Here is a 12683-nt window from a genome sequence, read left to right as displayed (position 1 = left end):
TACCAGATGTGATCCTGTGCGGGGGCGCGTTCTTGAGGATCACCAAGATGGTGCCTTGCCTGCATGGCCGTCGTGCCCCTCGGCCCACCGTCGAAGGGACAGACATGACCAAGACCAGGATGCTGTTTGCCGCGCTCGCGGTCGCCGCCACGACCCCGCTCATGCTGGCTGTTCCAGAAGCCGCCCAGGCCGACGCAAGCTCTGCGCTGGCTCGATGCGGCTCGGGGCGGTTCTGCAACTGGACCGGCACGAACTTCTCCGGATCCCTGATTCAGAACACCGCCCCCACGGGCACGTCCGTTTGGTGCGTCAACATGCCGACCGGAACGCGGTCCATGAGCAATGGCACCAGCCTGACCCTGAGCGCCAACCAGAACCGCTGCGAGAATCCGGGCGGAGCGGCGGCGGCGGTCAGCCCGGGGCAGGACCGGGGATCCTTCTCCTTCGTGGTGAACTCGGTGTCTTACTGCGGGGTCTGTCGCCAGAACCACACCGCCACCACCCCGACGACAGACTGAGTCCACGTCTGACCGGCTGGAGCGGTCAGCCGATCGCGGTCCTACGCCGGCCCCTGACCTCAGCGGCCGACGTAGGACTCGGCCCGGTTGGCGAATGAGTCCGTGGCGCATCTGTCTGCCGCCCAAGCAGCGCCTCATGGACGTGATGTCTGGGCATACGTACTCTTTGGGGCATGCCGGGCAGGCTGCCCGGTAAGACGGAGCGTGCGGTAGGAGTTGACGAATGAACACCTCCTGGTCCACCGCCGCTGGCGGTGCGCGTCTGTTCGCGAGGCGGGCGCGTTGGTGGTTTGCGCTTCCGAATCGCCGTGCCGTCACGGTGGCGGCAGTGGTGCTCGTCGCGGTACTGCTGGGGGCCTTCGGTGCAGCAGCCGGCTCATGGCTGGGCAACCGAAGCCTGGCCGAACTTCCCGACACGGCAGGGCTGGCCGAGCTCAGTCAACGGGCTACCGGCATCGACGAGACGCCGGTCGTGTCGCGTAAGACGTCGCCGCACGCGGCACCGGTGGTCGCTGCCGACATGCGGATCGACACCGGTTGGGATGCCGCTCAGGCGCAGCAGCGCTACGCAGTGGCGGGCTGGTCAGTCTCACCGGTCGTTGTCGTCGATGACCAGGCGAGCGTGCTCTATCCGGGCGACAAGACCATCACCCGCCTCCCGAGTCGGTACTCCCGCTTCACTGCCGAGTCGCAAGGGCTGGTGCTCGAGGTCAGCGGCAGTTTCGTTGCCGACGGCGGCATCGTGAGGCTGTCCGCCTGGGCCGCCAACTCGCCGGCCGTACCTACCCTTGCCCTCACCGGCGCAGTCCTCGGGCTGATCACCGGATGGCTGTCCGCTGCGACGATGGCACGCAGGATTCATCAAGCGAATTCCGTGCACCGAGCAACAGTGACGGCGCTGACCGCCACTGCCCTGATTGTTCTGGCGGCACCTGCCGTGGCTCTGTACCTCAACCTCGGGCGTGTGCTGCGCTCACACGGCGACACCAGCGGCCCGATCGCCACGGTACACAGCGCCCTCACGCCCGGCTCCTACTGGCCTACCGCGCCCATGTGGCTGCTGCCCGTCCTCTCCGTCGCCGGCAGCCTGGTCGCCATCATCGCGCTTGCCCTCGCGGTTACAACGCGGCCGGCGCACGCAAGCGCGGCCCTCAGCGCGGCCGAAGGGGACTGGGAGATGGCAACGGGCACTGTCGAAGCATCGATCGCTGCGGCTCGGGTCAACCGAGACGCGGCGCAACAGTTACTGTATCTGCTTACGTACCCGGACTGGGCACCCACCTCGGTGGACCGGGCACGTCACCGGTTGATCAGCGCAGGCGTGCCCGCCGCTTTCCTGACGACCCCTGACCAGTCCAGTTCAGAAGGGTCCTAACCGCAATGCCTCTCCACTGGAAGAGACTACCTACTTAGAGCTCCTGACGAATTTGTGTTGGGCGCATCCTCGACATGAGGATCGCCCTGTCTGAACGTGACGCGAGCACGGCCGTGACCCGACGTAGTCGGATTGGCGAACCGGCACCTCGGTTAATTCTGAGCAGCTGCCGATCTTCCCGATCACTCAGCCGTCACACGCGTACCGGATCTGCCACCACCGCAGCCTGAATCCCACGACGCCGCCTGGCCGCACGGCGCGTCATTCAACACCGTGAACGTTCGTGGTCAAGACACTGGACGGGTCATATCTCACCCTTACGAATGCCCTGACACCACCCGCTGGTTCCAGTTGACAACTCATCGAGATCATCGCCGGAACATTGGTTGATTCCTATTGCATGAGAGTGATTCGTCTGGCACTCTCGCTGTCAAGGGATCACTCGGGGCAGCCGAGTGACTACGGGGAGGAGTTACCGTGCGTAACAAATTAATCAGGGCAACAGTCTCAGCGGCTGTGACCGCAGCGCTGGCCATTGCGGTCAGCCCGGCAGCCGCGCAGGCAAAGGCCGACGACAGGGCAGCGATACCGATTTCGTCGGTCGTGTCCCCGTCGCAGTCGCTGGCCGCAGTTCCGTTCGGGGTAAGAAACAAGAAGTCCTCCAAGTTCCTGCAGGCCAGCAGTACCGCCAACAACGCCGTCGTCCGCCAGCAGAACAGCAGCAGCAGTTCTCTGCAGGGCTGGATCCTGATCGACGACTCCGGGTACGTCACCCTCCAGAACTACGGCGTAGTCCGGAACCTGGGAACCTCGGGCGCCAGCACCGCCTCCGACACGTCGGCGGTCATCGTCAACCCCTCCTCCAGCACCGACCAAGACTGGGTCGTGTCGCAAATCGATGACACGTTCTTCTATCTCAGGAACCGCAAAAACACCTCGATGTGCCTAGGAATCGACGGCGCCAGCACCGCCGCCGGCGCGAGGGCCGCCATCTACACCTGTGCCAACGCAATCAACCAGACGTGGTCCTTCACCGCCTTCTAGTTGTACCCGCTCGTCCGGTCCGGCCGAACAGACTGGCTCTGTTCGGCCGGACCGAGCGTCAATTGCCTACCTCGGCGCGATAGCGCATGGACGGTCTGGCAGCCCTTCGATCAGATCATTTACAGCAACCGAGTCGCGACACAGGGGAGAACAGCGATGCGTGACAGGGTCAGTAAGGCCGTGGCTGCTGCCACCATGACCGCAGCAACCGCAATCGCAACCGTAATCATGCCGGTCACCGCCCACGCGGCACCCGACGGTGCCGGTTCACCGGACAGCGTGACACCTGCGAACGTTGACGTCGCCGCCGCCGCCAACCCTTTCAAGCTGCAGAACAGGAAGTCCCTCAAACTGCTGCAGCCGCAAAATGGCAGCTTTACCGCCGGGACCAAGGTCGTTCAGCAGTCCGACGCGGGCACCGGCGTACAGCGGTGGTACATCATCAACGATGGCAGCTGGATCAGCTTACAGAATTACTCCGCGAACCCGACCAGAAACATGGGAATCGACGGTGCCAGCACCGCCTCCGGAGCGGCGGCGATCATCGCGGCCCCGGGCAGCGGCTACAACCAGGACTGGAAGGTTCTGTGGACCGACAGCACGCAGACGTGGTTCCGACTTCAGAACCGAGGAAGCGGACTGTGCCTGGGAATCTCGGGGGCAAGTACCGCTAACGGCGCGTTGGCCGCCCAGTTCGCGTGTGCGAGCCCGCCCGCCACGAATCAGACCTGGCAGTTCTTGAACTGACGCTGAAGGTCAGCGGCACAACTTCCGCCGGCTCCGGAGCGGAACTCCGGAGCCGGCGGAAGTCGCTGTGCGCGCCTCCTCAGGAGGGCTCGTCTGACCAGCCGGCTCGACAGGCCGCCGCCCGAACCCGGCACCGTCACTACCGGGCGTCGTCCGACGCCCGCGCCTCAGCACGGAAGCGCCAGCAAGATCGCCCGACGCCGAGAGAGACAGCCACGACCGGATACGGTGCCCTGACACGGGTTCCGGCCACCCGGTGCAGGGCGGCCGGCACGCCGGGTAAAGCCGGTGGGCGGGAGGTCACAGGCTGCCTACGATCGACCGATGACTGATACGGCGAGGACGGCCCGCGCCGGTGTGCCCGAACGTCCCACCCTGGACGGCATCGAGGAGCACTGGGCGCACCGCTGGCAGGAGGAGGGCACGTACGCATTCGACCGGGAGAAGGCGACCGTAGCGGGTCGCGGGCCGGCGGGAACCCCGCGTCGGCACGGTCGCGGCGACGACGTGTACTCCATCGACACCCCGCCGCCGACCGTATCCGGCGAGCTGCACATGGGGCACGTCTTCTCTTACACGCACACCGACACGGTGGCCCGGTTCCAGCGGATGCGCGGTCGCAACGTGTTCTACCCGATGGGGTGGGACGACAACGGCCTGCCCACCGAACGCCGGGTGCAGAACGTCTACGGGGTGCGCTGCGACCCGTCCCTGCCGTACGACCCGGCGTGGCAGCCGCCCGACGCCCCGGTCACCGAGGCCCGACGCCGGGAGCCGACGCCGATCTCCCGACGCAACTTCGTCGAGCTGTGCGAACGGTTGACCGCCGACGACGAGCAGGTCTTCGAGGCGCTCTGGCGGCGGCTCGGGCTGTCCGTGGACTGGTCGCTGACGTACACCACGATCGGGCGGGCGGCGCGGGCCACCTCGCAGCGGATGTTCCTGCGCAACCTGGCCCGGGATGAGGCGTACCAGGCGGAGGCGCCGACGCTGTGGGACGTCGGGTTCGGCACCGCCGTGGCGCAGGCGGAGCTGGAGGACCGGGAGCGCCCGGGGGCGTACCACCGGCTGCGGTTCACCGGGCCGGGCGGGCGGGAGGTGCTGATCGACACCACCCGGCCGGAGCTGCTGCCGGCGTGTGTGGCGCTGGTCTGCCACCCCGACGACGAGCGGTACGCCGACCTGGTGGGCGCGACGGTGCGTACCCCCGTGTTCGGGGTGGAGGTGCCGGTGCGCGCGCACCCGCTGGCGGACCCGGCGAAGGGCACCGGCGTCGCGATGGTGTGCACGTTCGGTGACCTGACCGACGTGACCTGGTGGCGGGACCTCGACCTGGGGACCCGGGTGGTGATCGGCCGGGACGGTCGGCTGCTGGCCGAGCCACCGGCCGACGTGCCGGCGGCCCCCTACGCGGCGTTGGCCGGGCAGCCGGTCAACGCCGCCCGCCGGGCCCTGGTTGAGCTGCTGCGCGAGGCCGGTGACCTGGTCGGCGAGCCGCGCGAGATCACCCATCCGGTGAAGTTCTACGAACGCGGCGACCGGCCGTTGGAGATCGTCTCGACCCGGCAGTGGTATCTGCGCAACGGCGGCCGGGACGCCGGACTGCGGGCGGAGCTGCTGGCCCGGGGTGACGAGCTGCGCTGGGTGCCGGAGCACATGGGGCACCGCTACGCGCACTGGGTGGGTGGGCTGACCGGTGACTGGCTGGTCAGCCGGCAGCGCTTCTTCGGGGTGCCGGTGCCGGTGTGGTACCGGCTCGACGCCGTTGGCGAGCCGGACCACGCCAACCCTCTCACACCGGACGAAGCGTCGTTGCCGATCGACCCGTCCAGCGAACCGCCGCCCGGCTACGACGAATCGCAGCGCGGTGTGCCGGGCGGTTTCGTCGGCGACCCGGACGTGTTGGACACCTGGGCCACCTCGTCGTTGACCCCGCAGATCGTCGGCGGCTGGGAGACCGACCCGGAGTTGTTCGACCGGATCTTCCCGATGGACCTGCGCCCGCAGGGGCAGGAGATCATCCGGACCTGGCTCTTCGCCACCGTGGTCCGCGCCCACCTGGAACACGGGGTGCTGCCCTGGCGGGACGCGGTGTTGTCCGGCTGGATCCTCGACCCGGACCGCAAGAAGATGTCCAAGTCCAAGGGGAACGTCGTCACCCCGATGGCGCTGCTGGAGCAGCACGGGTCGGACGCGGTCCGCTACTGGGCGGCCAACGGCCGCCCCGGGATGGACCTGGCCTTCGACCCGGCGCAGATCAAGGTGGGGCGGCGACTGGCCACCAAACTACTCAACGCGTCGAAGTTCGCGCTCGGCCTCGGTGCCGGCGACGCCCTGCGCGCCCCGGCGACCACCCCGCTGGACACCGCCATGCTCGCCGAACTGTCCGCCGTGGTCACCACCGCGACGACCGCCTTCGACGGGTACGACCACACGACCGCCCTACAGGCCACCGAGGCGTTCTTCTGGCGGTTCTGCGACGACTACATCGAGTTGGTGAAGGAACGCGCCTACGGCACCGGGCCGGGTGCCGACTCGGCCCGGGCGGCACTCGCCACCGCCCTGTCGGTGCAGCTACGGCTCTTCGCCCCGGTGCTGCCGTACGTGACCGAGGAGGTCTGGTCGTGGTGGCGGTACGGCTCGGTGCACCGGGCGACCTGGCCCACCACGTACGAGGTGGACCGGGCCATCACCGGCACCGGTGACCCGGCCCTGCTCCGGCTGGCCGGGGACGCCCTGGCCCAGATCCGCCGGGCCAAGTCCGACCGCAAGCTGTCGATGCGGGCGGAGATCCCGCTGGCCGAGGCGTTGGGCCCGGCGGCCCTGCTCGACCAGCTCACCCTGATCGCCGACGACGTGCGCGCCGCCGGCCGGATCACCACCCTCGACCTGCTCCCCGACCGCACCCCCGAACTCGTCATCGCCAGCGCCTTCTGAGGCGGGTCGGTGCCGGATCGCCGATGTGGCGGTACCCATGCAACCGGGTACCGCCACATCTGCGCAACGGTGTCGACCGGTCATCGTCCGGTCCGGCCGGACCGGGTCAGCTGGTTTCTCCGGCGACGCTGAAGGAGCGGAGCCGGTCGATCGCCAGGACGGTGAAGCCGACGCTCACCAGGGCGATCAACACGACCGCCACCGGCACCGAGACGGTCGTCGACAGCAGTGCCGTGGGGGCCATCCGGTCGGCCAGGGCGATCACCCACTGCTGGATCGACAGCACCCTGGTGCCGCTGACGAAGTTGCCCAGCAGCCCCTCCCAGATCAGCACGTACACCAGGCCGAGCAGCACCGGCCGCCGGGTGACCAGGCTGAGCGCCAGGAACAGCGCCGAGTAGGCCAGCGCACCCAGCGCCGAAGCGGCGGCGAGGGCCAGGCCGAGGCGTACCGAGTCGGCGAGCACGCCCGCGACGTAGAGCGGCACGGCGACGGTGACCGCGCTGACCCCGGCGGCCACGGCGAGTTTCGGCAGCACGATCTGCCAGCGCGGCAGCGGCTTGGTCAGGATGTGTACCACGGTGCCGTCGTCGATCTCCGCGCCCAGCACGCCGGTGCCGACGATGAGCGCCACCACCGGCAGCACCACGGCCAGACCGAGGCCGACCAGCACCGGCGACGCCCACTCGCCCGGGTCGACCCCGAGCGACCGGCAGAGCACGGCGAGCAGCACCAGCACCGCCGGCAGCGGCAGCAGCATGAGGAACCGGCGACGGCCGAAGAGCCCACGCGCGGTGATCCAGGAAACGGTCGACATCAGGCCTCCACAAGGTAGGAGAAGACGCTCTCCAGGGACTCGTCCTCGGGGGTCAACTGCCGGACCCGGATCTGCCGGGCGAGCGCGATCTTGGGCAGCGCCCGGGTGAACGCGCCGTAGTCGCCGGCCCGTACGGTCAGGCCGGTCTTGTCCAGCTCGACGCCGGTGACCGACGCGTCGGCCATCAGCGCCACGGCCAGCGCCCGGTCGTCGGTGGAGCGGACCGCGAAGACGTGCGGTCGGTTGGTCATCAGCCGGCGGATGGTTCGGAAGTCGCCCGAGGCGGCCAACCGGCCGGCCACCATCACCTGCACCGTGCCGGAGACCTGCTCGACCTCCTCCAGGATGTGCGAGCTGAACAGGATCGTCCGCCCGGCGTCGCCGAGGGAGTGCAGCAGACCCATCATGTGCAGCCGCTGGCGCGGGTCCATCCCGTTGAACGGCTCGTCGAGCAGCAGCACCTGCGGGTCGTGCACCAGCGCGGCGGCCACCCGGGTACGTTGCCGCATCCCCTTGGAGTACGTGCCGATCCGGCGGTCCTGAGCGTCGGTCATCTCGACCAGCTCGATCGCCCGGCGGGCCGCGGCCTGCGGGTCGGGCAGCCGGTGCAGCTTCGCACTGGCCAGCACGAACTCCTTGGCGGTGAGGAAGGAGTGCACCGCCTCCCGCTCGCTGACCAGCCCGAGCTGCCGGTAGACACCGGGATTGCGCCAGGTCGACTCGCCGTCGAGGGTGAGCGTGCCCCGGGACGGGGCGAGGAAGCCGGCCATCATGTGCAGCAGGGTGGTCTTGCCGGCGCCGTTGGGCCCGAGCAGGCCGGTCACCCCGGAGCCGAGCTGCATGGTGACGTCGTTGACCGCCACCACGTTGCCGTACCAGCGGGAGACCCCGACGAGATCCAGGGTGCTGGTGGTGACCGCCGGTCGGGCGTCGGTGTCGAGTGTGGTCATCGGGCGGCCACCTTCCGGTATCGCAGCAGCAGCAGGGCGGTGCAGGCGGAGACCAGCAGCACGGCGACGATCGCGTAGACCGGGCCGAAGCTGCCGATCGGGATTCCACCGCCCTGGTCGGCGGGCACCAGCAGGTCGCCGAGCGCCCAGGTGCCCACCCCGCCGACCAGCGTCGACGGCGAGGCGAGGTAGGCCAGCTCGTTGACCGCGCGGGACGGCAGGATCGACAGCACGCCGACGACCGGGGTGGTCATCAGGAAGACCGCCACGATCCCACCGGCGGCGAACGCCCGCTTGCCGGTGAGCGAGGCGACCAGCAGACCGATCGCGGCGAAGACCACCGCCCACAGCCCGGCGTAGAGCAACCCGGGCAGCAGGTCCAGCAGCTCGTTCCAGGTCCCGCGCAGGCCGTCGGGGGTGGTGAACGCCGCCCCCAGGAACATCACCAGCTGCGGCCCGCCCAACAGCAGCCAGATCGCACTGACCAGGGACAGCAGCTTGGCCAGCGCGTAGTCGTCGCGCGGCAGCGGCCGGGAGAAGTAGAGCGGGAGCACGCCGCTGCGCAGGTCCCGGGAGACCAGCTCGGGGGCGGCCACCGCGACGAAGAAGATGACCAGCCAGCTCATCGCGTCGGCGAACTGGGCGTACGTCATCACCACCTGGCCGAGCTGGCTGCGGACGGCGGTGACGCCGGCGGCCACCACGGTCACGATGCCGACGACCAGCCAGGGGAAGATCTTGGCCTTGGCGCTGCGGCCCAACCCGAAGACGGTCCGCAGGCCGTGCCCGTAGAGCGCGCCGAAGACGTGCCGGCGGCCCAGCCTCGGGCCGGTGTACCGCTGGTAGCCGATGTCGTGGATGACGCCGGTCGGCTCAGGCATTGCTGGGCTCCCTCGGGGCGAAGAGTTCGGCCACCCGGTGCCGGCGCTGGTCCAGCCGGTGCAGCGGCAGGTCCAGCTCGGCGACCACGCCGAGGATCAGGTCGTAGGTACGCTCGTCGACCAGCGGGACGAGCAGCATCCGGCCGTCGCGGGTCACCGGCAGGTCGAGCGCGGCGAGCCGGCCGGCCAGCTGGTCGGTGCCCTCGCTGACCTCGACGGCGAGCAGGTCGGTGGCCGAGGTCATCGCGTCGATCCGGTCGGCGCGCAGGAGCCGCCCACCGTCGATGGCGATCAGGGTGTCGCAGATCCGCTCCACCTCGCCGAGCAGGTGCGAGCAGACCAGCACGGAGATGCCGAACTCGGTGCCGATCCGGTGGACCAGGGCGAGCATGGCGTCCCGGCCGGCCGGGTCGAGGCCGTTGGTGGGCTCGTCGAGCAGCAGCAGGTCCGGGTCGTGCACCAGGGCCTGGGCGAGCTTGACCCGCTGCTTCATCCCGGTGGAGTAGCCGCCGACCGGCCGGTACCGCTCCTCGTAGAGGCCGACGTGCCGCAGCGTCTCGGAGGCGCGCTCGCGGGCCACCGTCCGGGGCAGGCCGCTCATCCGCCCGAGGTGGGTGACGAGTTCGGCGGCGGACAGGTCGGGTGGGAGCGCCTCGTGCTCCGGCATGTAGCCGACCCGGGCGCGGACCGCCGCCGGGTCGGTGGTGGGGTCGAGGTCGAGCACGGAGACCCGCCCGCTGGTCGGCGGGAGCAGGCCCAGCAGGATCTTTATCAGGGTCGACTTGCCGGCGCCGTTGGCGCCGACCAGCCCGATGATCCCCGGCTCGACCGCGACGGTGAGGTCGGTCAACGCGGTGACCCGGCCCCCGTACGTCTTGGTCAGCGACTCGGTCGCGATCAGTGTCACGCCGCCAGCCTAGGGAGGCGGCACCCTGGCGGGTATCCGGAATCGCCCGGGGTCGCCCCTGATTCCCTGCCCCGACCTGCGCCCCGGCCTCGGCCGGCCGAGCCGCCGTCCGCACGGCCGGGGCGCTGTCCGCACGCCGGGGCGGTAAGGCTTTCGTAACGGCGCTGGGCGGTGCCGGGCCGCCGTGGTCCGGAGAGACTGGGCAGCATGTCCCGTCGTCTGTTCCGTGCCCCGCTGACCTGGGTCGCCGTCGCCGTTCTCGGTGTCGGGGCCGCCTTCGGCCTGTACTGGTTCCAACCCTGGAAGGTGGTGACCGACAACCAGGTCGACGAACAGCTCTCCGAGGTGGACGCCGCCCCGGCCGGCACCACCCCGACCGACGCCCCCGGCGGCACGCCCACCGGGACCACCCCCGCCGGGACCACGCCGACCACCCCGGCCACCGGCACCCCCGCCGGTAGCCCCACCAGCACCCGGCCGGTGGTGGTCAGCCGGGGAGAGTTCGTCAGTCATGAACACGACACCTCGGGCACCGCCCGGATCGTCCGTACCGCAGACGGGGGGCACCGGCTGGAACTGGTCGGGTTGGACACCTCCAACGGCCCCGACCTGAAGGTCTGGCTGACCGACCAGCCGGTCCGCACCGGCCGGGCCGGCTGGGGCGTGTTCGACGACGGCCGCCGGGTGGAGCTGGGCCGACTCAAGGGCAACAAGGGCGACCAGGCGTACGCCATCCCGTCCGGCACCGACCCCGCCGGGCTGACGAGTGTCGCGATCTGGTGTCAGAGATTCGCCGTCTCGTTCGGTGCCGCACCCCTGGTTCCGGTGGGTTGACCTCGCTCATCGACCGGTCGACACCCTCCCCCGTTGATCCACTTCCGGGTCGGCAGTGGAGTGGCGCTCTCGACCGATCGCCGGCCGACTGAGAAACTGTGATCCGGCCAGCGAGTGAGGGGTACGGATGAGCAACGGTTCAGTGCTGCCCGAGGACGTGCTGCGGGATGCCCCCGCGTACGCGCCGCGCCCCGGTGAGCTGGCCGATCTGGAGTTGCTGCTGAGCGGGGCGTACACCCCGCTGGCCGGCTTCATGACCCGCGCCGACCTGGCCTCGCTGCAGCGTCGCGGTCGGCTGGCCGACGGCACCGCCTGGCCGGTCCCGGTGACCCTCCAGGTGCCCACCGCCGTCGCCGACGGGCTGGACCAGGCCGACCCGGGCCGGCGGACGCTGGTGCTCACCGACGGCGAGGGTGCCCCGGTGGCGGCCCTTGAGGTGACCGACGTCTGGCCGGTCCGCGAGGGTGTGGCCGGGCTGGGCGGCCCCGTCCGCCGGCTCGGCGACGGCGGGCACGGCCCGTTCCAGCGGCTGCGCCGGGGTCCGGAGGAGATCCGACCGCTGCTGCCCCCGGGACGGGTGCTCGGGGTGATCGCCGACCGGCCGCTGCACCGGCCGCAGCTGGCGCAGATCGCGCACGCCGCCCGTACCCTCGGCGCGCACCTGCTGGTGATGATCCCGGTCGGCGAGGACGGCGCGGGTGGGCTGCCCACCGAGGCCCTGGTCCGCAGCGTTTTCGCCGCCCGGGACCGGATGCCCCCGGCGACCCTGGTCGCGGTGCCGCTGCCCCGCCGCGCCGACGAGATCAGCGACGCCCTGTTGCGGGCGAGGATCTCCGCCGCGTACGGGGTGACCCACCTCCTCTCCACCGGCGCCATGCTCTCCGGGGCGGGGCTGCGGGTGCTGGTCCCCCGCGAGCTGGCCTACGACAGCCGGGACGGCCAGTGGCGCTGGCGGGACGACATCCCCCCGCGTAACCGCAAGCTGGCGCTGAGCGAGGCGGAGATCGACGACCTGCTCGACCGGGGGTTCCCGCTGCCCGAGTGGCACACCCCGCCGGCGGTGGCCAAGGAGCTCGCCCGGGCCCGCCCGCCGCGCCGGCACCGGGGGCTGGTGGTCTTCCTGACCGGGCTCTCCGGTTCCGGCAAGTCCACCATCGCCCGGGGGCTCGCCGATCTGCTCCGTGAGCAGGGCGAGCGCACGATCACCCTGCTCGACGGCGACGTGGTGCGCCGGGAGTTGTCGGCCGGGTTGACCTTCAGCCGGGCCGACCGGGACGCCAACGTCCGGCGGATCGGCTGGGTGGCGGCCGAGATCGCCAGGCACCGGGGGGTGGGCATCTGCTGCCCGATCGCCCCGTACGCCCAGGCGCGGGCCGCCGTGCGGGAGATGGCCCGGTCCGCCGGGGCGGGGTTCCTGCTGGTGCACGTGGCCACCCCGTTGGAGGTCTGTGAGCAGCGCGACCGCAAGGGGCTGTACGCCCGCGCCCGGGCCGGCCTGCTCACCGGGATGACCGGCATCGACGACCCGTACGAGACGCCGACCGATGCCGATCTGGTGGTCGACACCACCGGCCAGAGCATCGAGGAGGCGGTGCAGGCGGTGATGAACCACCTCACCGAGACCGGCTGGGTGGAGCCGCGCCTGCCGTCCGCCTGACCTCGGGGGTTCCACT

Annotated in this window: 11 protein-coding genes; 7 read left to right on the top strand and 4 right to left on the bottom strand. The window is 70.4% G+C overall.

The window, feature by feature from the left end; all coding sequences use genetic code 11:
* The first annotated feature begins 104 nt into the window (after positions 1–104).
* From JQN83_RS16325 to valS, 5 genes are all read left to right on the top strand, one after another.
* On the top strand, positions 105–518 hold the full coding sequence (locus JQN83_RS16325; RefSeq protein WP_208568010.1) for a peptidase inhibitor family I36 protein: 414 nt from the start codon (positions 105–107) through the stop codon (positions 516–518).
* Between the two features lie 223 nt (positions 519–741).
* Positions 742–1893, top strand: coding sequence for a hypothetical protein (locus JQN83_RS16320; RefSeq protein WP_208568009.1), 1152 nt, complete (start codon positions 742–744; stop codon positions 1891–1893).
* 516 nt (positions 1894–2409) lie between these two features.
* Entirely contained in the window at positions 2410–2937 is a 528-nt protein-coding gene (locus JQN83_RS34135) for an RICIN domain-containing protein (RefSeq protein WP_208568008.1), read from the top strand.
* Between the two features lie 156 nt (positions 2938–3093).
* Positions 3094–3684, top strand: coding sequence for an RICIN domain-containing protein (locus tag JQN83_RS16310; RefSeq protein WP_208568007.1), 591 nt, complete (start codon positions 3094–3096; stop codon positions 3682–3684).
* A 324-nt stretch (positions 3685–4008) separates the two neighbouring features.
* Positions 4009–6621 carry a valine--tRNA ligase gene (gene valS / locus JQN83_RS16305; protein WP_208568006.1) on the top strand — a complete coding sequence of 871 codons (2613 nt, stop codon included), beginning with the start codon at positions 4009–4011 and terminating at the stop codon, positions 6619–6621.
* A 106-nt stretch (positions 6622–6727) separates the two neighbouring features.
* Here valS and JQN83_RS16300 read toward each other — a convergent pair whose 3' ends face one another.
* Genes JQN83_RS16300 through JQN83_RS16285 form a run of 4 tightly spaced genes read right to left on the bottom strand, consistent with a single transcriptional unit; the run spans position 6728 to position 10119 of the window.
* Positions 6728–7438, bottom strand: coding sequence for an ABC transporter permease (locus JQN83_RS16300; protein ID WP_208568005.1), 711 nt, complete (start codon positions 7436–7438; stop codon positions 6728–6730).
* Complete coding sequence (locus JQN83_RS16295; protein WP_208568004.1) at positions 7438–8388, bottom strand: ABC transporter ATP-binding protein; 951 nt, start codon at positions 8386–8388, stop codon at positions 7438–7440. Before JQN83_RS16295 ends, JQN83_RS16300 begins: the two co-directional genes overlap by 1 nt.
* On the bottom strand, positions 8385–9269 hold the full coding sequence (locus tag JQN83_RS16290) for an ABC transporter permease (RefSeq protein WP_208568003.1): 885 nt from the start codon (positions 9267–9269) through the stop codon (positions 8385–8387). The genes JQN83_RS16295 and JQN83_RS16290 overlap by 4 nt, the downstream gene beginning before the upstream one ends.
* Positions 9262–10119 carry an ABC transporter ATP-binding protein gene (locus JQN83_RS16285; RefSeq protein WP_443674016.1) on the bottom strand — a complete coding sequence of 286 codons (858 nt, stop codon included), beginning with the start codon at positions 10117–10119 and terminating at the stop codon, positions 9262–9264. Before JQN83_RS16285 ends, JQN83_RS16290 begins: the two co-directional genes overlap by 8 nt.
* A gap of 264 nt (positions 10120–10383) precedes the next feature.
* Here JQN83_RS16285 and JQN83_RS16280 point away from each other — a divergent pair, with 264 nt between their 5' ends.
* Both JQN83_RS16280 and cysC read left to right on the top strand, forming a co-directional pair.
* A complete protein-coding gene (locus JQN83_RS16280; protein WP_208568001.1) occupies positions 10384–11010 on the top strand; it encodes a DM13 domain-containing protein in 627 nt (208 codons plus the stop codon).
* 127 nt (positions 11011–11137) lie between these two features.
* Positions 11138–12667, top strand: coding sequence for an adenylyl-sulfate kinase (gene cysC / locus JQN83_RS16275; protein WP_208568000.1), 1530 nt, complete (start codon positions 11138–11140; stop codon positions 12665–12667).
* The last annotated feature ends 16 nt before the right edge of the window (positions 12668–12683 follow it).

It is taken from the genome of Micromonospora antibiotica (assembly GCF_017599305.1).
In the GTDB taxonomy this organism is placed as follows: domain Bacteria; phylum Actinomycetota; class Actinomycetes; order Mycobacteriales; family Micromonosporaceae; genus Micromonospora; species Micromonospora antibiotica.
The sequence above is the reverse complement of the archived record's forward strand: the minus strand, read 5'-3'. Positions and strand labels throughout refer to the sequence as shown.

Excerpts from the sequence above, each read along its gene's own strand:
- JQN83_RS16325 (WP_208568010.1), top strand. The coding sequence starts at position 105 with ATGACCAAGACCAGGATGCTGTTTGCCGCGCTCGCGGTCGCCGCCACG.
- JQN83_RS16320 (WP_208568009.1), top strand. The coding sequence starts at position 742 with ATGAACACCTCCTGGTCCACCGCCGCTGGCGGTGCGCGTCTGTTCGCG.
- JQN83_RS16310 (WP_208568007.1), top strand. The coding sequence starts at position 3,094 with ATGCGTGACAGGGTCAGTAAGGCCGTGGCTGCTGCCACCATGACCGCA.
- valS (WP_208568006.1), top strand. The coding sequence starts at position 4,009 with ATGACTGATACGGCGAGGACGGCCCGCGCCGGTGTGCCCGAACGTCCC.
- JQN83_RS16300 (WP_208568005.1), bottom strand. The coding sequence starts at position 7,438 with ATGTCGACCGTTTCCTGGATCACCGCGCGTGGGCTCTTCGGCCGTCGC.
- JQN83_RS16295 (WP_208568004.1), bottom strand. The coding sequence starts at position 8,388 with ATGACCACACTCGACACCGACGCCCGACCGGCGGTCACCACCAGCACC.
- JQN83_RS16290 (WP_208568003.1), bottom strand. The coding sequence starts at position 9,269 with ATGCCTGAGCCGACCGGCGTCATCCACGACATCGGCTACCAGCGGTAC.
- JQN83_RS16280 (WP_208568001.1), top strand. The coding sequence starts at position 10,384 with ATGTCCCGTCGTCTGTTCCGTGCCCCGCTGACCTGGGTCGCCGTCGCC.
- cysC (WP_208568000.1), top strand. The coding sequence starts at position 11,138 with ATGAGCAACGGTTCAGTGCTGCCCGAGGACGTGCTGCGGGATGCCCCC.